The organism is Kitasatospora azatica KCTC 9699 (assembly GCF_000744785.1).
Taxonomy (GTDB): Bacteria; Actinomycetota; Actinomycetes; order Streptomycetales; family Streptomycetaceae; genus Kitasatospora; species Kitasatospora azatica.
Map to the genome: position 1 here is coordinate 265,571 of NZ_JQMO01000002.1, position 22,040 is coordinate 287,610.

The 22,040-nt window shown below is 72.5% G+C and carries 21 protein-coding genes; 16 read left to right on the plus strand and 5 right to left on the minus strand.

What is annotated here, in order from left to right; genetic code table 11:
- The first annotated feature begins 3 nt into the window (after positions 1-3).
- The gene (locus BR98_RS35925; RefSeq protein ID WP_051969196.1) at positions 4-1,053 is read left to right on the plus strand and encodes a hypothetical protein; all 1,050 of its coding nucleotides are present in this window, start codon (positions 4-6) and stop codon (positions 1,051-1,053) included.
- Between the two features lie 67 nt (positions 1,054-1,120).
- Here BR98_RS35925 and BR98_RS01835 read toward each other — a convergent pair whose 3' ends face one another.
- A complete protein-coding gene (locus tag BR98_RS01835; RefSeq protein ID WP_035839312.1) occupies positions 1,121-4,501 on the minus strand; it encodes a right-handed parallel beta-helix repeat-containing protein in 3,381 nt (1,126 codons plus the stop codon).
- 244 nt (positions 4,502-4,745) lie between these two features.
- Between BR98_RS01835 and BR98_RS35930 the strand changes: the two genes are divergently transcribed.
- The gene (locus BR98_RS35930; protein WP_051969197.1) at positions 4,746-5,432 is read left to right on the plus strand and encodes a response regulator transcription factor; all 687 of its coding nucleotides are present in this window, start codon (positions 4,746-4,748) and stop codon (positions 5,430-5,432) included.
- A complete protein-coding gene (gene mycP / locus BR98_RS01845) occupies positions 5,429-6,613 on the plus strand; it encodes a type VII secretion-associated serine protease mycosin (RefSeq protein WP_035839314.1) in 1,185 nt (394 codons plus the stop codon). Before BR98_RS35930 ends, mycP begins: the two co-directional genes overlap by 4 nt.
- A gap of 33 nt (positions 6,614-6,646) precedes the next feature.
- On the opposite strand, the gene BR98_RS40035 is transcribed toward mycP, so the two are convergent.
- The gene (locus BR98_RS40035) at positions 6,647-6,802 is read right to left on the minus strand and encodes a hypothetical protein (protein ID WP_198042103.1); all 156 of its coding nucleotides are present in this window, start codon (positions 6,800-6,802) and stop codon (positions 6,647-6,649) included.
- A gap of 1 nt (position 6,803) precedes the next feature.
- On the minus strand, positions 6,804-7,493 hold the full coding sequence (locus BR98_RS01850; protein ID WP_232247198.1) for a hyaluronoglucosaminidase: 690 nt from the start codon (positions 7,491-7,493) through the stop codon (positions 6,804-6,806).
- A 232-nt stretch (positions 7,494-7,725) separates the two neighbouring features.
- On the opposite strand from BR98_RS01850, the gene BR98_RS01855 reads away from it, so the two are divergent.
- Together BR98_RS01855 and BR98_RS01860 are read left to right on the plus strand one after the other, a co-directional pair.
- Positions 7,726-7,908 (plus strand): hypothetical protein, encoded by a 183-nt coding sequence (locus BR98_RS01855; protein WP_035839319.1) that lies wholly within the window; start codon positions 7,726-7,728, stop codon positions 7,906-7,908.
- A gap of 99 nt (positions 7,909-8,007) precedes the next feature.
- Positions 8,008-8,484, plus strand: a complete 477-nt coding sequence (locus BR98_RS01860; protein ID WP_035839322.1) for a hypothetical protein — start codon at positions 8,008-8,010, stop codon at positions 8,482-8,484.
- A 219-nt stretch (positions 8,485-8,703) separates the two neighbouring features.
- On the opposite strand, the gene BR98_RS01865 is transcribed toward BR98_RS01860, so the two are convergent.
- Positions 8,704-9,987: an MFS transporter gene (locus BR98_RS01865; protein WP_051969198.1), complete on the minus strand. Its 1,284-nt coding sequence runs from the start codon at positions 9,985-9,987 to the stop codon at positions 8,704-8,706.
- A gap of 52 nt (positions 9,988-10,039) precedes the next feature.
- Between BR98_RS01865 and BR98_RS01870 the strand changes: the two genes are divergently transcribed.
- Positions 10,040-10,435 (plus strand): MerR family transcriptional regulator, encoded by a 396-nt coding sequence (locus BR98_RS01870; RefSeq protein ID WP_035839326.1) that lies wholly within the window; start codon positions 10,040-10,042, stop codon positions 10,433-10,435.
- 286 nt (positions 10,436-10,721) lie between these two features.
- On the opposite strand, the gene BR98_RS01875 is transcribed toward BR98_RS01870, so the two are convergent.
- The gene (locus tag BR98_RS01875) at positions 10,722-14,726 is read right to left on the minus strand and encodes a type VII secretion protein EccC (protein ID WP_035839329.1); all 4,005 of its coding nucleotides are present in this window, start codon (positions 14,724-14,726) and stop codon (positions 10,722-10,724) included.
- A 182-nt stretch (positions 14,727-14,908) separates the two neighbouring features.
- On the opposite strand from BR98_RS01875, the gene eccD reads away from it, so the two are divergent.
- The 10 genes from eccD (at position 14,909) to BR98_RS01920 (ending at position 22,032) form a co-directional block, all read left to right on the plus strand.
- Positions 14,909-16,285 carry a type VII secretion integral membrane protein EccD gene (gene eccD / locus BR98_RS01880; protein ID WP_063774746.1) on the plus strand — a complete coding sequence of 459 codons (1,377 nt, stop codon included), beginning with the start codon at positions 14,909-14,911 and terminating at the stop codon, positions 16,283-16,285.
- Between the two features lie 66 nt (positions 16,286-16,351).
- Positions 16,352-17,599 (plus strand): type VII secretion protein EccB, encoded by a 1,248-nt coding sequence (eccB, locus tag BR98_RS01885; RefSeq protein WP_051969200.1) that lies wholly within the window; start codon positions 16,352-16,354, stop codon positions 17,597-17,599.
- On the plus strand, positions 17,596-17,826 hold the full coding sequence (locus BR98_RS41905; protein ID WP_051969201.1) for a type VII secretion protein EccB: 231 nt from the start codon (positions 17,596-17,598) through the stop codon (positions 17,824-17,826). The genes eccB and BR98_RS41905 overlap by 4 nt, the downstream gene beginning before the upstream one ends.
- A gap of 178 nt (positions 17,827-18,004) precedes the next feature.
- On the plus strand, positions 18,005-18,349 hold the full coding sequence (locus tag BR98_RS01890) for a WXG100 family type VII secretion target (RefSeq protein WP_035839331.1): 345 nt from the start codon (positions 18,005-18,007) through the stop codon (positions 18,347-18,349).
- 28 nt (positions 18,350-18,377) lie between these two features.
- Positions 18,378-18,692: a WXG100 family type VII secretion target gene (locus BR98_RS01895; protein ID WP_035839334.1), complete on the plus strand. Its 315-nt coding sequence runs from the start codon at positions 18,378-18,380 to the stop codon at positions 18,690-18,692.
- 35 nt (positions 18,693-18,727) lie between these two features.
- Positions 18,728-19,183, plus strand: a complete 456-nt coding sequence (locus BR98_RS01900) for a hypothetical protein (RefSeq protein WP_157537314.1) — start codon at positions 18,728-18,730, stop codon at positions 19,181-19,183.
- Positions 19,184-19,196: 13 nt separating this feature from the next.
- On the plus strand, positions 19,197-19,697 hold the full coding sequence (locus BR98_RS01905) for a WXG100 family type VII secretion target (protein ID WP_035839340.1): 501 nt from the start codon (positions 19,197-19,199) through the stop codon (positions 19,695-19,697).
- 34 nt (positions 19,698-19,731) lie between these two features.
- Positions 19,732-21,168 (plus strand): hypothetical protein, encoded by a 1,437-nt coding sequence (locus BR98_RS01910; protein WP_035839343.1) that lies wholly within the window; start codon positions 19,732-19,734, stop codon positions 21,166-21,168.
- A 93-nt stretch (positions 21,169-21,261) separates the two neighbouring features.
- Positions 21,262-21,702, plus strand: a complete 441-nt coding sequence (locus BR98_RS01915; protein ID WP_035839346.1) for a YbaB/EbfC family nucleoid-associated protein — start codon at positions 21,262-21,264, stop codon at positions 21,700-21,702.
- Positions 21,703-21,732: 30 nt separating this feature from the next.
- Positions 21,733-22,032 carry a hypothetical protein gene (locus BR98_RS01920; RefSeq protein WP_035839348.1) on the plus strand — a complete coding sequence of 100 codons (300 nt, stop codon included), beginning with the start codon at positions 21,733-21,735 and terminating at the stop codon, positions 22,030-22,032.
- Positions 22,033-22,040 lie beyond the last annotated feature (8 nt).

The window sequence follows — 22,040 nt, forward strand, 5'->3', positions numbered from 1 at the left end:
AGCATGTCGGAGCCCCAGCTGCGCGATGCCGCCTGCCATGAACTCTTGCTGGCGCTGGCCGGCCGACTGCCCGACGATGCGCTGCGGGCGGCCCGCCGGGCGCTGGCCGACGGCGAGATCAGTACGGCGGCGGCCACCGCGCTGGACGCACTGGCCGACCGTGGCGCGGCGGTGACCCCGGCCGAGCTCACGACCGCCCGGCAGCTGGCCGGGGATCCGGATCCGATCGAGCAGCTCGGCGGCACAGAAGTTTTTCTGACGGTTGATCAGCTTCCTGATCTGCCCTACCAGTTCGTGGAGACCGGCCCGGGTGCGGCGATCCGCCGGGATGCCGTGGACGACGCGCTGCTGCTGGCGGCCGAGGCCTGCGGCGAGCAGGTGGAGGGCGTCTGGCGGTGTTGGCGGCAGTCGGTGTTCGGCGAGGAGCCGGACCGCCGGGTGTATCTGGTGCAGACCGGCGAGCCGGCGGCCGCGCCGGCCCTGGCGGGCACCTGTTACGACGCGTTGGACGCGGTGGGCGAGCAGCGCGCCGGGGTGGAGGTGGTGGCCGTCGGCGCGGAACTGACGGGTTATCAGCGCCGGGCGTTGGATGCGGCGCTGCTGCTCTGGGCGAGCGGGGACAGCGGCGCGCCGGAGTTCCAGGTGGCCCGGATCTACGACCAGGTGGACCCGGTCCACGGCCCCGGCTTCGCGCCCGACCACCCGCTCGTCGAGGACCTGGCGCTGCGGGCCCGGCTGCTGGAGTACCTGGCGGCCGGCCGGCCGGTGCTCAGCACCACCTCGCGGATGCCCGACCCGCTGGACCCGGCCGCCGGGGACGTGGTCCCGCTCGGCTTCCTCACCGACGGCGAGTGGGTCTGGACCGAGGCCGTGGGCTACTTCCTGGAGCGCCACGGCCTCGCGCCGGACCCCGCGCTGCTCGCCCACATCCGGTACGCGGACTTCATCGCCCCGGCCCCGGACGACGAGACGGTATCGCGGGCGGCCGACTTCCTGCTGCTGCCGGACCCGGACGAGGAGGAGTCCGCCGTCTGGGTGCCGGGCGAGCACTGAGCCTCGTCCACCCTGCTGACCGTGCGCCGGACGGGCGAGTGTTCAACGTCCCTCCGGCGCACGGGTGTCAGACCACCGCCGAGGCGTCCTGCGGCAGCAGCAGCCGCAGGTCGTCCAGGGTGGCGGTGAGCCCGGCCAGCCGGCCGGCCTGCCTGGTGATCATCGAGTCCAGCACCTGGCGGGCGTAGCGGGCGTTGCCGAAGGTCCGGCCGCGTTCCACCACGGCGAAGTGGCCGAGCAGCAACTGCTTCGTCTCGTCGGCCAGTTGGTAGCCGGACTGGGTGGCGTGCCGGTCCAGGATGGTGACCAGCTGCTCGGGTGCGTAGTTCTCGAACTCGATCCGGTGCGAGAAGCGGGAGGCCAGGCCCGGGTTGGCGGCGACGAACTCGTCCATCTCCTCGGCGTAGCCGGCGGCGATCACCACCACCTCGTCGCGGTGGTCCTCCATCAGCTTGACCAGCGTGTCCACGGCCTCCCGGCCGAAGTCGCCGCCGGTGGCGCCCCGTGGGGTGAGGGTGTAGGCCTCGTCGATGAAGAGCACGCCGCCGCGGGCCTTGTCGAAGACCTCGCGGGTGCGTTGGGCGGTCTGTCCGACGAACTCGCCGACCAGGTCGGCCCGGGCCACCTCGACCAGTTGGCCGCGGGCCAGCACGCCCAGGGCGGTGAGCAGTTGGCCGTAGAGCCGGGCCACCGTGGTCTTGCCGGTGCCGGGGGCGCCGGAGAAGACCAGGTGGCGGGAGAGCGGCGGCACCGGCAGTCCGGCCTGCTCGCGCTGGCGGGCCACCGCGATCAGGTTCACCAGGTCCGTGACGTCGTGCTTGACCCGCTCCAGGCCGACCATCGCGGTCAGCTTGGCCCTCAGCTCGTCGACGCCGGCCCGGTCCGCCGCCCGGGCCGAGGTCCCGACGCCGGCCGAGGCGGCCACCCCGAGGTCCTCGGGCAGCAGTCGGACCAGGTCGGCCTCGCCCGTCTCCGGCAGCGCGCCGAGACGCTGGGCCTGGCGGCCCACCATGTCCTCGAAGACCTGCCGCGCGGTCCGGCCGTTGCCGAAGTGCTCGTTCCTGGGGATCCGGTCGAAGTGCGCGGTGAGCGCCCGCCGGGTTCCCTCCTCCAGCACGAACTGGTGCCGGACGCAGTCGCGTTCGACGATCGTGACCAGTTCGGCGGTGCTGTAGTTGTCGAACTCGATGGTGCGGGTGAAGCGCGAGGTCAGGCCGGGGTTGGCGGCCAGGAAGGTGCGCATCTCGTGCGAGTACCCGGCGGCGATCACCACCACGTCGTCGCGGTGGTCCTCCATCAGCTTGACCAGGGTGTCGATCGCCTCCCGGCCGAAGTCCGGGCCGGCGCTCTCCTTGCCGCTGAGCGTGTAGGCCTCGTCCACGAAGAGCACGCCGCCGCGCGCCGAGTCGAAGACCTCGGTGGTCTTCAGCGCGGTGCCGCCGACGATCTGCGCCACCAGGTCCGCCCGAGCCACCTCCACCACGTGCCCGAGCCGCAGCACGCCGAGCGCGCGCAGGATCTGGCCGTAGAGCCGGGCGATGGTGGTCTTGCCGGTGCCGGGCGGCCCGGCGAAGACCAGGTGCCGGCTCATCGGCGGCGCGGGCAGGCCGGCGGCGGCCCGGCGCTGGGCGAGCTGGTTGAGGCTGACCAGTGAGGCCACCTCCTGCTTGACCCCGGTCAGACCGACCAGGTTCTCCAACTCCTTGAGCAGCTCGGCCAGCGAGCGCGGTGGCTCGGCGGGTGCGACCGGTTCGGGGGCGGCCGTGGGCGCGGGCGTCGCCGCCCGGGCGTCGGCCCGGCGCGGGTCGCCGGGCTGCGGCGCCGCGGTGGCGGCGGCGGTGCCGTAGGCGTCGGGTTTGCCGTTGCGCTCGCTGCTGAGGTCCTCGATGGTCAGGCGCTGGTTCGGCAGGTGCTGGCGCAGCCCGGCGCCCGCGTTGCCGCGGGTGGTGCAGCCGCGCACCGAGACCGGCTCGGTGGTGCGCACCGCGATCCCGTCGCCGCCGTTCGCCTCCAGCTCGCAGCCGTTGAGCGAGGCGCGGGTGCGTTCGGCCAGGTGGACGCCGTCGCCGCCGCAGCCGCGCACCCTGGTCCGGGTGAGCGAGACGTCCCCGCCGTCCTCCACCGCGACGCCGTGCAGCGCCGCGTCGCGGATCTCGCAGTCGCGGAACACCCCGAGGCCGCCCGCGCCGACCAGCACCCCGGCGTCCGAACTGCCGATCAGCCGGGTCGCCTGGACCATCGGGTTGCCGCCGTCGGAGGTGGCGATCGCGGCGAACCGGGTACCGGAGATCTCGCAGTCCTCGATCCGGCCGCGCCCCTGCTCCAGCACCACCACGCCGTGCCCCTGGCAGCCGTGGATCCGCAGCTTGCGCAGCAGCGGGTTGGCGCCGCCGCGGATGCCGATGCCGTGGCTGCGCAGGTCGCGGATCTCCAGGCCCTCGAAGGTGCCGCCGGCGCCGTCGCCGAGCACCAGGCCCACGTCGTTGCAGTCGCTGAGCACACCGCCCACCACGGTCGGCGCGGCGCCGTCGCCGACCCACAGGGCCGGCGCCTGGATCTCGCTGACCCGGCACTCCTCGTAGCGGCCGCGCGCGCCGGCCGACAGGCTGAACGCGTGGCCCCTGGTGCGGCGGACCGTGCAGCGGCGGACCACCGGGTCGGCGTGCTCGGTGACCGCGAAGCCGTGGCCGCCGGCGTCCCTGATCTCGCAGTCCTCCAGGGTGGGCCGGGCCCGGCTGGCGATGTGCACGGCGGTGTCGTCGATGTCGTGCACCACGCAGGAGCGGACGGTGGTGGTGCTCTCCTTCTCGAAGGCCAGGGCGGGGCTCTCGATCCGCGAGATGTCGCAGGACTCGACGGTGCCGCGGGCCCGGTCGCCCGCGCAGACCGCGTTGCCGGCGATGTCGCGCAGCGTGCAGTCGCGGATCACCGGGTTGGCCGCCGCGGAGATCACGATCGCCGAGCTGCCGATCCGTTCGATGGTGCAGCCGGCCACCATCGCCTCGCCGCCGGCGGCCACCACGCCGGCCCCACCCGGGTTGGTCACCGTGCAGTCGCGCAGCACCAGCGCGGCGCCCTCGCGGGCCAGTGCGGCCGCCCAGGCGTCGGCGCGCAGCACGCACTCCTCCAGGGTCAGCCGGCCCTGCGCGCCGTCCACGGTGGGCGCCTGGTTGTCCGAACTGACCAGCGTGAGGCCGCAGATGGTGGCCGCCTCGGCGGTCAGCCGCACGGCGCTGCCGGTCGCGGCCTCGACCGTGACGCTTGGGCCGTCCGGGCCGGGGGCCGGCTCGGCGACGATGGTGACCGGGACGGTGATGACCAGGTTCTCGGTGTAGTGGCCCGGCAGCACGGTGATGATGGTGCCCTCGCGGGCGGCGGCCAGCGCGCCGCCGATGGTCCGGTGGGCGTCCGGCCGGGTCGGCGAGACGGTGAGGAGGTGACGACTCATCGAATATCCCAGCTCATCAAGTATCCCAGCGTGGAAGCGGATCCGGCCGATGGTGCGGCGGGCACGGGCCCGCACCACGGGACACGTGCGGCGCGGTGTTCGGGTTCGGTCCGCGCCGGGTCCGGGTGAACCCGTCGGGCCCGGCGGTCGTGCAAACCGGTGTTGGGTCAGTCAGACCCCGTCAGACCAGTCAGGCCCCGTCAGAGCAGTCAGCCCAGGAACCCCCTCAGGGAGGGGACCGCAGATGTCCGCACCGGCCGTCGCCACCAACCCACCCGGGCCCCGTCCACAGCACCGACTCCCGGCCGTCGTGACCCTCGACGCCGCCGCCACCGGGCGGCTGCTCGCGCGGCTCGCCGCAGTCGGCGTCGCACCGTACCCGCTGGTCTCCTGGGGCACCGTCGCCGGCTACCGCCATCTGCTGCGCGCCGCCCCGCCGTTGGTCCTGCTGGACCTGGCCGGACCGGCCGACCGGCGGGCGGTGGACCGGCTGGTCCGGGGCTGCCGACTGCTCGCGCCGGTCGCGGTGCTGACCGCCGCCGGCACCGACCCGGTGCCCGCACTGGAGGCGGGTGCCGTGGACGTGATGAACCGTGAGGCGCCGGCCCTGGAGCTCGCCGCACGGCTGCGCGCCGACCTGCGCCGCCCGAGCCCCGTACCGGCCCGCTCGCTGCGGATCACCGGCGGCTCGGCGGCCCAGTTCCTGCTGCTCGACCTGCTCGGCGGCGCGGACGGCCCGGTCTGCTGCCACGAGCTGCGCTGGCTGCTGGGCCGCCCGGGCCATCCGCTGCCGCTGCCCACGCTGAAGCTGCGGATGCAGCGGCTGCAGCCGCTGCTGCGCGGCACCGGCCTGACCCTGCACTCCGCCACCGAGTACGGCCTCGCCACCTACCGGCTGGGGCCCGCGCCCACCAAGGGATCCGACGTATGATCAGCAAGCTCCGCACCCCGTCGCGACTGCTCGTCTGCGCCGCTCTCACCGCCGGCGCCACCGGCCTGCTGCCGGTCCGTGCGACCGCCGCCGACCAGTGCGCCGCACCGGCCACCACGGTGGTGCACACCGTGCCGCCGCAGCAGACCAGGCTGGATCCGCAGCGGGCCTGGACGCTGACCCGGGGCGGCGGGGTCACCGTCGCCGTGCTCGACTCCGGCGTGGACGCCTCGGTGCCGCAGCTGGCCGGGCACGTGCTGCCGGGCGCCGACGTGGTCGGCGGCAGCGGGCGCGGCGACAGCGACTGCGTCGGCCACGGCACCTTCGTCGCGGGCCTGATCGCGGCGCAGCCGACCCCGGGCATCGGCTTCGCGGGCCTGGCGCCGGACGTGCGGATCCTGCCCGTCAAGCAGACCACCAACGGGCAGGACGGCAGCTCGGCGAGTCTGGCGCAGGCGATCGTCGCGGCGGTGGCCGGCGGCGCCCAGGTGATCAACATCTCGCTGTCCGCGGACGCGCCCAGCGACGAGCTGCAGACCGCCGTCCAGTACGCGCTGCAGCGCAACGTGGTGCTGGTCGCCGCCGCCGCCAACTCCGCGCGGCAGGGCAACCCGGTCACCTACCCCGCCGCCTACCCGGGCGTGATCGCGGTGGGTGCGGTGGACGAGACCGGAAAGCGCTCCGACTTCTCGGAGACCGGCAGCTTCCTCGACCTGGTCGCCCCCGGCACCAACATCCTCAGCCTGGGCACCCGTGGCCCGGGCCACGCCCTCGACCAGGGCACCAGCTTCGCCACGCCGTTCGTGACCGCCGTCGCCGCCCTGGTCCGCGCCTACCACCCCGAGTTGACGCCGGCCCAGGTCAAGCACCGGCTGGAGGTGACGGCCGACCACCCGGGCACGGCGCTGCCGAACCCGCAGGTGGGGTGGGGCATGGTGGACCCGTACGCGGCGGTGGCCACGATCCTGCCCGAGGAGGGCAAGCAGCCCACCCGCCCGGCGCCCTCCCCCGCCCCGCTGACGCTGCCTCAGGCCGCGCCGCCGGCACCGTCCAACAGCGGCACCCTGCTCTTCGCCGGCGGCGGCGCGGCCCTCGCCGCAGTGGCCCTGGCGGGAGCGGTGGTGCTGCCGCGCGGGCGACGGCGGGGGTGGCGAGCGGGCGGTGACGGGGGCGGACGGTGACGGGACGGGCGGTGACGGGGCGGGCGGTGAGCGTCAGGCCTGGTCGTCCGTCTCCACCAGCGCCGCCGCGAGCTGGGCCTTCAGCTCCGCGTTCTCCGCTTCCAGGGAGATCATCCGCTTTCGCGCGAAGTACAGCTCCATCACCGCGTCGTGGAACTCCCGGACGAGCTCCTCGGGCGTCAGCTGCATCTCAGGCCTGCGCGATCTGGGTGACGGTGCCGTTGGAGCCGCGCCACATCAGCGCGCCGCCCTGGGCGTAGAGGGCACCGCCGCCGGCCGTGGCGTCGACCGAGGTCGGCACGGTTGCGGCGTTGCCGACCCGCACCACGCCCTCGACCAGCAGGCCGGCCGGAGCACTCGACTGCTGCTTGATGTGCACCTGCGCGCGCGGGGTGGACGCCCGGTCGATCCCGACGCCGATCAGGCCGCTGCCCTTGACGATGAAGTCGTCCAGGTTCGCGTTGTTGCGCACGGCGATCAGATTGCCCTTGGTCGGCGCGCCACTGGTCGTCGTCAGGTAGATCCCCTGGGCGGCCGTACCGGCCGTCTGCAGGTCGATGGAGAGCGCGGCGGCGTTCAGGTCCGACCCATCGGCGTACCCGACGTGCGCGATCTTCAACGTTCCGCGCCCGGTCTCCGTCCCGCTCAGGTACATCGCCGAGGTGCCCGGGTTGCTGGACACCACGTTCAGCGCCGCCCCGCTGCCGGAGGTGGCGGCCTGATAGACGGTCACGGCGTGATCGGTCGTCGAGGCGGTCTTGAAGTACGCGGACTCCGCGCTCGCGTTGGTGTAGAACTTCTCCGCCGTCACCGGCCCCGGAAACGTGGTGGTCGTCGTGTCCGCGCTCGCCGGCGTCGCACCCTCCAGCGCAACGGTCACCGCCCCCGCGGTGAACCCCCCAAGGAACAACCTCCTGGCCAGCGCCATGCCCAACCCCTCCCGCTCACGCCGCTACCCCCGTGGCATCCTGCGGCGGCCCCATGCTCGCAGGTGATCGGAATCGGTTCAAGATCGGGTCGTCGGCCCGGGTCGTCACCGCGCGGTGTCGTCCGATGGTTCCGATGCCTGCGGAACGACGATCCGGCTCTGCCGATGTCCAGGGGGAACGTTCATGCTCCGAGTCCTCGGGCGGCCGATCAGGCCTGCCCTGCACGCCGTCGCCGCCGGCACCGCCTTGCTCTGCACTTCGGCGGCCTTCGCGGTGTCCGCCGGTGACGCGGCGGCTGCTGCCCCGATCACGGTGTGCGGCAACTCGAACCCCTCCACCGCCCTCGGCAGCCAACTGCCGGCCTGACGCTATGTCAGACGCGATGTCAGAGGCGATGTCAGAGGCGGGCGATACCCTCCCGTTGCACCGGAAACGGGTCCGGGTGGGAATGGGGGGCGACCGGCTGTGGGTGGCACTGGGTGGACGTATCGCACGCGCTGGCGCGGCAGCATCGCCGCCTCGCTGGAGGCCTTGAAGCTGGACGTGCTCGCTGCCGGCGACTACCAGCACTCGCCTACGGAGGACGAGACACCGCCCGCGACGATCGAGGAGCTGATGGCCCTCCTGGAGTCCGAGGACGATGACGGGATGCTCGCGGGCGGCACCCACTCCATCCTCGACCTCTACGAGATCAGCGACCCGGCAGCACTGGCCGCCGACCAGCGCCACCGGACCTACTACCACCGGCTCTACCCCTTGGCAGAGCACGAGGTCCTGGAACTCTTCGCCTCACCCCGCCCCACCCTCGCCGACTGGGAGCGGATCGAACAGCTCGACGAGTACCGCACCCTGTCCCCCGCCCGCTGGATGGGCCGCTGCACGGTGCTCTATGCCGCCGACCAACCGGACCAGATCGTCTTCTGGGGCTCCTCGGGATACTGAGGACACGGCAACCTTGCGACGCTTCGATGGATCAACCCCACCGGGCTACGGGCTGGCGAGGTCAACTGCTGCCCCGGGACCAACAGGTCATGCCCGCCGTCAAGACTCGTCGGGGGTCCACCCCGGGCAGCTTGGCCGCCTTCCCATGACGCGGGCGACCACCTGACCAGGGTGGATCTCGGCCCAGGACGTCACAGCTCAGCCTCACCAGGGCAGATCCTAGGAGCGTGGGTCGCTAACTGATAGTGAGTGGGTTCGGATCTGGTGCCGTTTCGTGCTGTAGATCCACAGTGCCGCAGCGCAGGCGGCGACGAGGATCATGGCGATGCCTGTGCCGGTCAGCACCTGGCGGGCCCCCAGGGCGGTGGTGAGGGGTCCGCCCAGTGCCGCGCCGACGGGCGACGCTGTCAGTAGGACGGACGCGCGCAGGGCAAGGACGGTGGTGAGTAGGGTTGCCGGGGTGTGGTCCTGGAACAGTTTGAAGGCCAGGGCACTGTAGGGGCCGTAGATCACACCGCCCAGGGTGAAGCCCGCCAGGGAGAACATGGCGGGTGCGTGGAGTGCGAAGGGCAGCATGGCCAGGCCGTGACCGGCGATGATGCACAGCAGGACCGGCCACAGCGGTAGGTTCCGCAGGGCGCCGACGGCCAGGGCTCCACTGACCGCTCCGATGCCGAATGCGGCCCAGTACAGGCCGAGGGCCCCCGCGCCGGCGTGGAGGTCCTGCGCGACGAACAGGGGCAGTGCGACTTCGACGGGGCCGTAGAACAGGTTGAACAGCCAGGTGACGGCGAGCAGGACGAGCAGTTCGGGCCGGGTGCGCAGGAGGCGCAGGCCTTCACCCGGTCGGGCGTCGGAGGCAGGCCCGGCGGGCACCGGAGTATCCGGCTCGCCCAGGTGCGCGGTCTGGACGGCCAGTGCGGCGAAGGACAGGGCGTCCAGGCCGATGATCCAGGCCGGGGCGATGGCCGCCGCGAGGACTCCGGCGAGCGCTGGGCCCACGATCGTGGACACCCAGCCGCTGGTGCTGAGCAGTGCGTTGGCCGCCAGGCGCTGCTCGGCGGGGAGGATCTGGGCGGCCATGGCGTACTTGGCGCTGCCACCCCAGGCGTGGAGGAGGGATGAGCCGGCGAGCAGCGTGAGGTAGAGGGCGGGGTGGAGTAGGCCGAGCGCCCACGCGAGGGGGATGCAGCCGAGGAAGGCCGCGCGCATCCAGGCGTTCGCGCGGATCAGCCGCTGTGCGGGAAGGGAGCGCAGCCGACGGCCCAGCAGCAGCGCGCCGAGGGCGCCGGGCAGGACATAGGCGGCGACCGCGGCTCCGATCAGCGGGCCGCGCGCACCGGGAGAGGAGAGCTGCACGGCCAGCCACGCCACCGCGACGACGCTCATCCCGTCGCCGAGGTCGGATACCGCCAGTGCGGGCAGCAGGCGCCGGAACGGGCGGTGGGCGAAGAGCGGTCGGTACCCCTGGGGCAGCCGACGGAGCAGGCGTGCTGAGATCATGTGGCCAGGCAAGCGGTTCAAGCGCGCTTGAAGTCAAACGACGGGTGATGCGGTGCGATACGTGGGCATCGGGGAGCTGGCGCGCCAGGCGGGCATGCGGGCCTCGGCCCTGCGCTACTACGAGAGCCTGGGGCTCCTGCCCGCCGCGCGCCGCGAGGGCGGCCGCAGACTGTGGCCTGCCGCCACCTTGCGGCGGATCGCGCTGATCCGGATGTCGCAGCGCGCGGGGTTCACCCTGGCCGAGATCCGTCGGCTCCTGGACAGTGACACCGGCCAGGGTGCCACTCGCCAGTGGCGGGCCCTGGCCGAACGCAAGCTCCCCGAACTCGACCGTGTCGTCCAGCAGACCCAGCAACTGCGCGAAGCGGTCGCGGCCTGCCTCGCCTGCGGCTGCATGAACTTCACCGACTGCGAACTCCTGGCCGGCGCACCCGCCGCGGAGACGTGATCGACTCCTTCCAGCCGGAGGCGACCTCCACCGCGAGGGCATGTCGACCTGCCTTCCTTTCAGCCGCAGGATTTCGTCTAGTGCCGCGTCAGGCAACCTTTGCCCGTCAAGGAGCGGCGTCCGGTGCGTGCTCTCGGCGTGCCGGCCGGAAGTCCTCGTACTGGACGTACTTGGGCTTTCGGCCGGTGCGGCGAGAGTGCGTGCCGGGCGTCGCGACGGGGCGAAGGTTGCCTGACGCGGCACTAGGTCCAGGCAATGCTCCAGCGGTCAGGTTCGGGCTTTCCCCTCACGCACCCCCCACCAGTGCCGTCTGGATCAGCGCCGCTCCTCGACGCGTCACCAACTGCGCCCGTCCCACCGGCAGTTTCAGGGGCATCGTGCTTCCGAGGAACGGGCCCTCCTCCCTCGGGGTGGAGAGCATCAGGCCGGGCGTGCCCAGGTCCCACAGGCGCCGCATCACCGGGTCGCCCATGGAGCGGCCGGCGCCGGCGCTGGAGCGGGCGACGACCAGGTGCAGGCCGATCTCGTTGCCCTGGGCCAGGAGGTCCATCAGGGGGGCGAGCGGGCTGTCCATCGGGGAGGAGAGCAGGTCGTAGTCGTCGACCAGGACGTAGAGGATCGGGCCGATCCACCAGTCGCGCAGCCGCAAGCGGCCCGGGGCGATGTCGGGGCCGGGGACCCGTTCCCGGAGGATGGAGACGGCTTCCTTGACGTTGGAGGCGAGTGCGCCGCTGGAGACGGAGTAGCCGAGTTGGTGGTCGGCGGGGACGATGTCGTAGAGGTCGCGGCGGGTGTCGGCGAGCAACACCCGGGCTTCGTCGGGGTTGTAGCGGGCGGCGACGGCCCGGGCGACCACCCGGAGCAGGTTGGTCTTGCCCATCTCGGTGTCGCCGAAGATCATCAGGTGGGGTTGCTGCTCGAAGTCGTGCCAGACGGTGCCGAGTCCGGCCTCGTCCCAGCCGATCGGGACCCTCAGGTCGCCGTCGGGGGCGGGCAGGTCGCGGACGTGCAGCACGTTGGGCAGCAGGCGGACGGCGGGGGCCCGGGCGCCGGTCCAGGCGGCGGCGATCTCCTCGACCAGTTCGCGGGTCGCCTCGGCGAGGCCCTCGGCGGTGGGGCGGCCGTCGATCCGGGGCAGCGCGGTCAGGAAGTGCATGGCGTCGCGGGTCAGGCCGCGGCCGGGCTGTTCGGGGACGCCGGCGGCGAGGCGGGGGTTGACCTCGGAGTCGATGTGGTCGGGCAGCCGCAGCTCGAACTTGGTGGCGAGCTGGTCGCGCAGCCAGGGGCGGATCTCGTTCCAGCGCACACCGCTGACCACCAGGTGGATGCCGTAGGTGAGGCCGCGGGCGGCGAGTTCCTGGATCGAGGTCTCCAGCTTCTCGTAGTCGGAGTGCAGGGTGAACCAGCCGTCGATCACCAGGAAGACGTCGCCGTACGGGTCTTCGCTGAAGTGCCCGTCGCGGCGCAGCTTGCGGTAGGCGGCCATCGACTCGACCTCGTGGGCGCGGAACAGCTCCTCGCGGGTGGCCAGCAGCCCGACCATCTCGGCGACCGTCCGGTTGACCTTCTCCGGTTCCAGCCGGCTGGCCACGCTGCCCAGGTGCGGCAGGCCGCGCAGCGCGGTGAGCGTGCCGCCGCCGAAGTCCAGGCAGTAGAACTGGACTTCGCGCGGGGTGTGGAGCAGAGCGAGGGAGAGCAGCAGGCTGCGGACCAGGGTGCTCTTGCCGGCCTGTGAGGCACCGGCGATGCCGACGTGGCCCGCGCCGCCGGACAGGTCGGCCATCAGCAGGTCGCGGCGCTGGTCGCCGGGGCGGTCCACCACGCCGACGGGGACGCGCAGTTCGCCGCGGTGCGGGGAGCCGGCGGCCTGCAGTCCGAAGTCGGGGTCCTCCTCGACGGGCGGCAGGATCTCGTCCAGCAGCGGCGGTTCGGACAGCGGCGGCAGCCAGACCTGGTGGGCCGGCGGGCCCTGGTCGCGCAGCCGCTCGATGATCACCTGCATCACGGTCTCGCCGGTCTCGTCCACCTCGGCCACCGGCTCAACCGGCTCAACCGGCTCAACCGGCTCAACCGGAACCGGCTCAACCGGAACCGGCTCCTCGGTCTCCACGGTGCGCGGCTCCAGGAACCGGGTGGAGTAGGGCACGATCTGCTGCTGGATGACGGCCTCGCGGCGGACCGGCTTCTCCTTGCCGTAGGGCCCGGAGACGTAGGCCGCCTTGAACCGGGTGAGGCTGGAGGTGCCGGTCTTGAGGTAGCCGTTGCCGGGCGCGGAGGGCAGTTCGTAGGCGTCGGTGACGCCGAGCACGCTGCGGCTCTCGGAGGCGGAGAAGGTGCGCAGTCCGATCCGGTAGGACAGGTGGGACTCCAGGGCGTGCATCCGGCCTTCGTCGACGCGCTGCGAGGCGAGCAGCAGGTGCATGCCCAACGACCGTCCCAGGCGCCCGATCATCACGAACAGGTCGATGAACTCGCGTTTGGTGGCGAGCAGTTCGCTGAACTCGTCGACCACCAGGTAGAGCGTGGGCAGCGGGTCGAGGGTGGCGCCGGCGGCGCGCGCCTTCTCGTAGTCGTGGATCGAGCTGAAGTTGCCGGCGTGCCGCAGCAGTTCCTGCCGGCGGTTCATCTCACTGGTGATCGCGTCGTGCATCCGGTCCACCAGCGGCAGTTCGTCGGCCAGATTGGTGATCACGGCGGAGGTGTGCGGCAGGTCGTCGAGGCCGAGGAAGGTGGCGCCGCCCTTGAAGTCGACCAGGACGAAGTTGAGCACCTCGGAGGAGTGGGTGACGGCCAGCGCCAGGATCAGGGTGCGCAGCAGCTCGCTCTTGCCGGAGCCGGTGGCGCCGATCAGCATGCCGTGCGGGCCCATGCCGCCGCGCGCCGCCTCCTTGATGTCCAGTTCGACGGGTGTGCCGTCCTCGGCCACGCCGATCGGCACCCGCAGCTGGTCCCAGGTGGAGCGGGCCTTCCAGGTGACGGCCGGGTCGAGGGTGCGGGCGTCGCCGATGCCGAGCAGCGAGCTCAGGTCGATGTCGGTGGCCAGCGGTTGGGCGGATTCGGTGGAGATGCCGAGCCGGAAGGGGGCGATCACCTCGGCCAGTGCCGAACAGCGGGTGGTGCTGAGGGTGCTGGGGACGCAGATCTCGGTGAAGGTGTCCTTGCCGGCCCGGTCCGCGCCGACCAGTTCGATCTTCTCGGGTGCGGTGCGCAGTCGCAGCGTGGTCTTGCCGGCCTTCCAGGGCAGGCCGTCGGCGACGTCGAGCAGCACGGTGTTGCGGTAGCCGGCGGTGGCGGCCTGCGAGCCGTCGGGCAGCCGCACGCCGTCCAGCACGATGACCACGTAGGGCTCGCCGGGGTTGGGGGTGGGCCGGGGGTCGAACCGCGGGCGCTCCCGGAACTGGTCGCCGCCGAGCAGGTTCTCCAGGTCGGTGTAGCTGTTGCTGACCAGCCGGACGTTGCCGGAGGCGTCGCGTTCGGTGGGGTGCTGGGCGTGCGGCAGCCACTTGACCCACTCCCAGTCCGGCTGCCGGTCGGGGGCCGCGCAGACGGCGATCCGCAGGTCCTCGGGGGCGTGGAAGGTGGCCAGTTCGGCGAGCATCGCGCGGACCACGCCGCGCGAGACCTGCTCGTCGCCGCTGAACTGCACCCGCCCGAAGACGCGCAGGTAGACGGCGATCGGCAGCTGCGGAACGGTGCCGTAGGCGCTGATGAAACGCCGCAGCGCGCCCGCGCAGAGCGGCTCCAGGTCCTCCACCGGCTTGGTCTGCGGGGGCGTCAGCTGGACGGACAGCCGCTGCGGGCCGGTGCCGATCCGCACCTCGCCGAAGTCCGGGTGGTTGGTGCGCCGTTCCCACAGCCGCCGGCTCATCGCCATCGACCACAGGCCCGCGTGGTCGGGGTGGATCCAGGCCGTGTGCTCGCGCTGCTGGTCGATCATCGCCCGCACCTTGCGCCGCATCTGGCCCAGGTAACGCATGTAGTCGCGGCGTTCGCCGCGCAGCTTCGCCTTTCGGTCGCCGCCGCTGCGGCCCAGGCCGCCCGCGGCCATGCCCACGCTGGACATCGCCATCATGCCGGCCGACAGGTAGCTCATGGTGTGGTTGCTGCCGGGCTGGGCGAAGAACAGCATCGAGGCGCCGGAGCCGGCCGCCATCGGCAGCATCATCAGCGCCATGCCCAGGTTGCCGCGCCCGGCCTCGGGCAGCACCGGCGGTTCCTGCAGCGCCAGTTCGCCCTGCGGAGCCGGCGGCACCTTCTGGCGTGGCGGTCGGCGGAAGACCACGGTGGTCACGGCTGCCTCCTTCGATGGACGGGCGGCCCCCGGGCGAGCTATACGGGTGGCACCCGTGGACACGACCGAACCGGCAGCGGGGTTCGACCGTGGGCACGACCGAACCGGCGGCGGGGTTCGACCGTGTCCTGGAGTGCGGGGCCGCCGGGTGCCGCCGACGATCCGTCATCTGGGGCGACGACATGCCGAACGACCTGTGCCGACTGGTTCTGGTGACCTCCGACCGAGCGTTGGACGTCGCGGTGCCGGCCGACGTACCGATCTCCTACCTGCTGCCCACCCTGCTCCGGCACGCCGGCGGTGACCTGGCCGACGGCGGCACCGAGCACGAGGGCTGGGTGCTGCAGCGGCTCGGCGAGGCGCCGCTCGACGAGGACGCCACCGTCGCCGCCGCCGGGCTGCACGACGGCGACCGGCTCTACTTCCGGCCGCGCCGCGAGCAGTTGCCCGCGATCGACTTCGACGACCTGGTGGCGGGCCTGTCCCAGGGCATCAGCGAGCGGCCGGACCGCTGGACCGCGGCGATGACCCGGTGGATGTTCCTCGGCCTGCTCACCGCCGCACTGGCGATCGGTCTGGCGCTGGTGCTGCTGCCGGGCAGCTCCGCGCCGCGCGGGTACGCGGCCGGCGGCGTGGCGCTGGTGCTGCTGCTCACCGGCACGGTGGCCAGCCGGGCGCTCGGCGACGCCACCGCCGGCCTGCTGCTCGGCTGCGCGGCGCTGCCCTACGGCGCGCTGGGCGGGCTGCTCGCCCAGGCCCCACGGGCCGGGCAGGGGCTGGGGGCGCCGGCGCTGCTCAGCGCCTCGGCCTGCGTGCTGGTCTGTGCGGTGCTCGGCGCCCTGGGGGTCGGTGTCCACCGGCGGGTCTTCCTGGCGGTCGGCACGGCCGCGCTCTGCGGCGCGGTGGGCGGGGTGATCGCCACCGGCACAGCGGCCACCGGTGTCGGTGCGGGCGCCTGTGTGGCGGTGCTGGCGCTGGCGCTCAATCCGCTGGTGCCGACCCTGTCGTTCCGGCTGGCCGGCCTGCGGGTGCCGCCGCTGCCCGCCGACGTGGACGAGCTGCTGAAGAACACCGAGCCGCTGGACGCCGAGCGGCTGGCCGAACGGGCCGCCGCCACCGACCAGTTCATGGCCGCGCTGTTCTTCGCCACCGGCGCCACCTGCGTCGGCGCGCTGACCGCGCTGGGGCACGGGCGCGGCTGGGGGGCGCCGGCCGTGATCCTCTGCGTCTGCGCGGGGCTGCTGCTGCGCTCCCGGCTGCTGATCAGCGGCTGGCAGCGGCTGGCCCTGCTGGTGCCGGCCGCGTACGGCCTGGCGGTGCTGGCCGTGCACCTGGCCGCCGGGGCCGACCAGGTGCGGCGCCTCGGCGTCGGCCTGGGCGCCGTGCTGGCCGCGAGCCTGCTGCTGCTGTCGCTGTCCCGGACGATGCCCGAGCGGCGCCTGCTGCCCTACTGGGGCCGGGCGGCCGAGATCCTGGAGATCCTGGTCGCGGTCGCGCTGGCGCCGCTGGCCGTGGCCGTGCTCGGCGTCTTCGGCTGGGCCCACGCCCTCGGTGCCTGACCTCCCGCCCGACGCCATCCCGCCCGACGCCACCCCCCGCGCGAACCACAACTGACGGAGCATCAGATGCAGACCCGGCGCGACCAGTTGCAGGCCCACCTGTTCGTGGTGGGACGGCTCGTATCCGGCCTCGTGCACGGGGAGCCGGACGTACCGCAGACGCCCATGCGGCGCTCCACCATGGGGTTCTTCGCCGGCACCATGCTGACCATCCTGATCGTCGCGGGCGTCGCGGTGGCCGGGTTCATCTCGCCGCCGCCGAAGTCCGAGCTCGGCTCGCCCAACACGATCCTGGTGGAGAAGGAGACCGGCGCCCGATTCCTGTTCGCCGACGGCCAGTTGCGACCGGTGCTGAACCACACCTCGGCCCTGCTGGTGGTCGGCAGCGCCACCCCGGCGGTGAAGACGGTGACCCGGGCCTCGCTCAGCGGGGTGCCGCACGGGCTGCCGGTGGGCATCCCGGACGCACCCGAGTCGCTGCCCACCGCGACCGCGCTGACCACCGGCCCGTGGTCGGTCTGCGCGACCAGCGTGCCCGACCCGAACGGCCAGCCGCGCCCGGTGGTCACCGTCGAGGTCGGCGCCGGCAAGCCGGTCACCGCGCTGGACGACGGGCGCGCGCTGGTGGTCCGCACCCCCGACGGCGCCGGCTACCTCGCCTGGCACGACCGCCGGTTCAGGATGTCCGGCACCGCCCGCACGGCGCTCGGCTACGAGGGCGTCCAGCCGCTGCCGGTGGGCGCCGCCTGGCTGGACGCGCTGCCGGCCGGCCCCGATCTGAAGGCCCGTCAGATCCCCGGCCGAGGCCAGAGCGGCCCGGTGATCGACGGCCGGGCGACCAGGGTCGGCCAGATCCTCAAGGCGGACAACCCGGCCGCCAAGGGCGACTACTTCGTGCTGCTCGCCGACGGGCTGTCGCCGCTCTCCCCGGTGGACGAGGCGCTGCTGCTCGGCGACCCGGGCTCCCAGGCCGCCTACGGGGACCAGACGGTGGCCCCGATCACGGTCAGCTCGGCCGCGCTGGCCGCCGCCCACCACTCCGCCGTCTCCTCGGTGACGGCCGACTACCCGCCCAGCGTCCCGCAGCCGCTCGGCGTCACCTCGGGCTCCCAGCGGGTGGCCTGCTACACGGTCGCGCCGGGTGCGCAGGCCGGGCCGACGGTCACCGTCGGGACGGCGGACGCACCCGACCCGCTGCAGGCGCTGCCCCCGCAGCCGACCCAACTGGGCACCGGGGACAGCGCGGTGGCCGACCACGTGCTGGTGCCCCCGGTGGCGGGCTGCTGGCGGCGGCGCTGCCCGCGCCCGGGGTGACCAGCGGCACCCTGTACCTGATCACCGACCTCGGCATCAAGTTCCCGCTGGCCTCGGCGGACGTGGCGAAGACCCTCGGGTACACCGGCACTACTGCGCTGCCGGTGCCGACCGAGCTGCTCGCGCTGCTGCCCACCGGGCCCTCGCTGGACCCCGCGGCCGCCTCGGCGACCCTCCCGCTGCCGACCGCGCCGCCGGCCATCGGGAGCCCCACCGCGACCGGCTGAGCGTGCCCCGCCGACGACCGCAGCGTTGGTAACGAATCCCCGACGCCACGTCCGATTCGCCTGCACCGTCCCGATATTGACGCCGGACCGCAGTGAACGATGTCCCGCCGGCCGGCGTGACACCAAGTGACGGGCCGACCGGCCCGACAGACACCAGCAGGACCCAGGAGGAGCCGAGATGGCCGAGGCAGGCAACGTCAAGCGGGGCGATCCGGCGGTCATGGCGCAGGGCGCCCAGATCATCAACGGCAAGATCGGCGAGGTGAAGACCATCCTGGTCGCCACCAACGAGGCCGTGACCTCGCTCAGCGGCGGCTGGGCCAGCGACGCCGCCCAGCAGTTCAGCACCATCATGGGCCAGTGGGACCAGGACATGGTCAACGTGATCGCCTCGCTGGAGCGCATCGAGGCGCAGCTCACCCACACCAAGTTCCACTACGACAAGCAGCAGTACGAGGCGATGAACCTCACCAGCGACTTCAAGAAGACCCTCTCCGGGCTGACCCCGATCGTCCCCAAGTAACCCTCCGCGAACGAGAGAAGGAGCCGTCATGGCCACCGGAGACAGCACCACCGGGTTCTACGCGCACATCCCCACCATGGACCAGGCGATGGACGACCTGATGATCGCCGAGCAGAAGCTCGCGGCCATCCTCGCCGACCTGGACCAGCAGATCCGCCCGATGCTCAACTCCTGGGACGGTGACGCGAAGGACATGTACCTCGCCTGCCAGACCGAGTGGAACGCGGCCTGCGACGACATGCGCACCCTGCTGCAGAACGCCGGCATCACCGTCAACCAGGCCCGCAACCTCTACGGCACGGTCGACGCGCAGATCGCCGCCGCCTGGCAGAGCATGCGCTGAGCACTGAAGTTGAGCACTGAAGGGGCGTGACACAGGTGGCATCCTCGGACAACAGCACCAAGCACCCGGTCATCGCGGTCGACCCGCAGGCGATCAAGACCTTCGCGGCGAACATCCAGGCGCTGGCCGACGCGACCGGCTCGGGCTCGCTCTCCGAAGCGAAGATGAAGCTCAAGGCGATCGACAACAACATGACGTTCAGCGGGCGCGGGCTGATCCCCGAGGCCGACAGCCTGAAGAACGCCGTGGTCAAGTACGCGGGCACGGCGGCCGACAACATCCAGTCCTTCGTCGACGGGATGGACAAGCTCTGCGCCGACCTGATCGTCTTCGCCAACAAGTACGCCAACGCGGACGCACTGGCCAAGGCCACCGCGCAGGACATGTGGAACGCGATCGGGCCGGACCTGCAGACCTACTTCCCGTCGATCGTCGGTGCCCAGCCGGCGCCGACCCAGTACCCGATGCCCAACCCGAACCCGCCCAAGTAGGAAGGAGCGTGCCATGGCTGACGATCCGCCGTTCAGCACCAAGGGCGACGGCCCCAAGGGTGCCGTCGGGATGTACGACAGCTACAGCTACGAGCAGGTGATCGGCGCGATCCAGGGCGGCTTCTCGAACGACCCGGACTACTCCCCGGTCGACCCGAACACCATCATCCGGGCCGGCCAGGAGTTCGGCGTGGCCGCCGACGCCCTGGTCTACGCGGGCAAGACGCTCTCCGCGCAGCTGACCACGCTGCTCGGCACCAAGGACCACCCGCTGTGGACCGGGGACGCCGCCGACGAGTTCGCCGCCATCGGCTACGGCATCCTGACCTGGCTGGCCGACACGGTGAAGCGGATCGGCCACGAGTACAACGTGCTGATGGGCTGCTCCGGCACCCAGCTGTACCAGGCCCAACTGGCGCTCAACAAGCTGGGTTACGACGCCATCCAGGCCTACGACACAGCGCAGCAGGCGGCGAACGACAACTCCGACCCCTATCCGTTCGTGTACCCCTGACGGGAGCCACCACCGCGAGAGGAGGTACGCGTCGATGGCCACCAAACCCGACGACACTCCCCCGTACAACCCCGGTCCGGCGACCCTGCGGCCGGACACACCGGACACCTCGATCTTCAACCAGTCCGGGCCGGACGGCTCGGTCAGCCTGCCGAGCGACATCAGCAACACCTACCCGGGCTACGACGGATCGATCACGATCTACCACACCCAGCGCTCACCGGAGTTGGTGTCCAAGTCACGCGGGCTGATCAAGCTGCTGGCGGGCAACTACACGCAGATCGAGTCCCAGCTCAAGCAGACCACCGCGCCGACCTTCAAGCCGGCGCCGGTGAACCCGGACTTCAACCCGAACGACCCGAACACCTACAAGTTCGACCCGCCACCCCCACCGCCGGACCAGCAGAGCTTCAGGCAGCTCGATCCGACCACCAGCGGCCTGCCGGACCAGCAGTTCTCGGCCGCCCGCCTGACGGGCGACTCCGTCCCGGCCACCAGCTTCGCCGCCAATCCACTGGGCCAGCTGACCGACCCGGCCACGATGCGCGCGCTGGACCCGATGCAGCAGGGCTTCTCGCGGACGGCCGGGTTCCCCGGCGGCGACCCGCTGACCACCGGCGGTCCCGGAACGCATCTGCAGGACTTCAGCCAGTCGGGGATGCCGCTCGGGTCGGAGTTCACCAACGGCCCGGTCACCTCCTTCGACCCCAACGCCTTCGGCCCCGGCGGCTCGTTCACCCCCGGTGGGCTGGGCCTGAGCCGGCTCGACACCGGTCCCGGCGGTCAGCTGCTCGGCCCGGGCGGCATGTCCCCGCTGGGACTGGGCAGCGGCCTGCGGACCGGGCCGAACGGCGAGTTGCTCGGACCGGACGGCCAACCGATCGGCCCGCCCGGCACCCACCTCGGTCCGAACGGTGAACTACTCGGCCCCAATGGCGAGTTGCTCGGTCCGCCCGGCACCAGGCTCGGCCCCAACGGTGAACTGATCGGACCGAACGGCGAGATCCTGCCGCCCGGCACCCGACTGGGTCCGAACGGCGAACTGTTCGGCCCCAACGGCGAACGGCTCGGTCCGAACGGTCGCCCGCTCGGCACCGGCCGGACCACCGGCCTGGCCGGCGAACTCGGCCCGAACGGTGAACGCCTGGGCCCCAACGGTGAACTGCTCGGCCCGAACGGCCTGCCGCTGAGCGCCGCTGAGCGCGCCGCGCTCGGCGAGCAGCAGGGCCTCGCGGCCGCCGAGCGCGCCGCCCTGGGCGAGCGCGCGGCCCTGGCCGAGGGCGCCGGCGGCCTGGGCATGGGCCCGGGCGGCATGCCGATGATGCCCGGCATGGGCGGTATGGGCGGCATGGGCGCCGGCCAGGGCGACCGTAGTCGGACGACCTGGCTGGAGGAGGACCGCGACGTCTGGGGCGCCGACAACGACGCACTGCTCGGCGCGATCGGACGGTTCGAACTCGACGAGGAGTGAACCGATCGGTTCGACCGAACGTGCAACGGGGTCGGGAGGGTTGTTCACCTTCCCGGCCCCGTTTCGACATCCCGTCGACCCCGGAGAGACCCCATGAGTGAGAGCGCCGAGCAGCGGCTCAACGAGATCCTCGCCGAGTACCGGCGCAAGCGCGACGGCGTGCTCCAGATGCAGCGTCAACTCTCCAGCACGGCGGCGACGGTGAAGTCGCGCGACCGGATGATCAGCGTCACGGTGGATGCCCTGGGCACGGTGACCGCGCTGAAGTTCGAGTCGAAGGACTACCAGTCGATGGAGCCCGCCGAACTCGCGGCGCTGGTTCTCGACACCATGCAGAAGGCCCGCGACAAGGTGCGCGCCGACGCCAAGCAGATCATGGATCCCTTCCTGCCGCGCGGGACCGCCTTCGAGGACCTGTCGAGCGGAAAGCTCGACCTGGCGCGGCTGCTGCCGGAGAAGCCGCGGAGCCCCGAGGAGGTGCACCAACTGCTCACCATGCGGGACGCCGAGGACGGCGAGCCCGACCATCCGTAACACCCCGCCTCATCGAGAGGAGCCAGCGGCATGCCCACTGACAGCAGTGGCATCTACGCCGACCACGGCGGCCTGACCGCGGCGCTGACCCGGCTGGAAGCCGTCAGCTCGCACCTGAAGACCACCGCCGAGAACTTCCGCACCGCACTCAATGTGCCGGGCGTCCCCGGCGATCCCTACTCGGACGGCCTGCGCGAGTGGCTGGAGCCGTCCATCCGAGGAGCCGTCACCGGTGTCGAGGGCATCGGGGACACCGTCCTCGGCACCTCGGACGGCATCCGGGTGACCCGCGACGCGTACCACGCAGCGAACCGGGCGGCCGGCGCCTGAACAAACCC

Coding starts and splice junctions, on each gene's coding strand:
- BR98_RS01905 (WP_035839340.1), top strand. CDS start 19,197: ATGGCTGACGATCCGCCGTTCAGCACCAAGGGCGACGGCCCCAAGGGT.
- BR98_RS35925 (WP_051969196.1), top strand. CDS start 4: ATGTCGGAGCCCCAGCTGCGCGATGCCGCCTGCCATGAACTCTTGCTG.
- BR98_RS01865 (WP_051969198.1), bottom strand. CDS start 9,987: ATGATCTCAGCACGCCTGCTCCGTCGGCTGCCCCAGGGGTACCGACCG.
- BR98_RS01835 (WP_035839312.1), bottom strand. CDS start 4,501: ATGAGTCGTCACCTCCTCACCGTCTCGCCGACCCGGCCGGACGCCCAC.
- mycP (WP_035839314.1), top strand. CDS start 5,429: ATGATCAGCAAGCTCCGCACCCCGTCGCGACTGCTCGTCTGCGCCGCT.
- BR98_RS01920 (WP_035839348.1), top strand. CDS start 21,733: ATGCCCACTGACAGCAGTGGCATCTACGCCGACCACGGCGGCCTGACC.
- BR98_RS01915 (WP_035839346.1), top strand. CDS start 21,262: ATGAGTGAGAGCGCCGAGCAGCGGCTCAACGAGATCCTCGCCGAGTAC.
- BR98_RS01895 (WP_035839334.1), top strand. CDS start 18,378: ATGGCCACCGGAGACAGCACCACCGGGTTCTACGCGCACATCCCCACC.
- BR98_RS35930 (WP_051969197.1), top strand. CDS start 4,746: ATGTCCGCACCGGCCGTCGCCACCAACCCACCCGGGCCCCGTCCACAG.
- BR98_RS01890 (WP_035839331.1), top strand. CDS start 18,005: ATGGCCGAGGCAGGCAACGTCAAGCGGGGCGATCCGGCGGTCATGGCG.
- BR98_RS01910 (WP_035839343.1), top strand. CDS start 19,732: ATGGCCACCAAACCCGACGACACTCCCCCGTACAACCCCGGTCCGGCG.
- eccD (WP_063774746.1), top strand. CDS start 14,909: ATGCCGAACGACCTGTGCCGACTGGTTCTGGTGACCTCCGACCGAGCG.
- BR98_RS01855 (WP_035839319.1), top strand. CDS start 7,726: ATGCTCCGAGTCCTCGGGCGGCCGATCAGGCCTGCCCTGCACGCCGTC.
- eccB (WP_051969200.1), top strand. CDS start 16,352: ATGCAGACCCGGCGCGACCAGTTGCAGGCCCACCTGTTCGTGGTGGGA.
- BR98_RS40035 (WP_198042103.1), bottom strand. CDS start 6,802: ATGCAGCTGACGCCCGAGGAGCTCGTCCGGGAGTTCCACGACGCGGTG.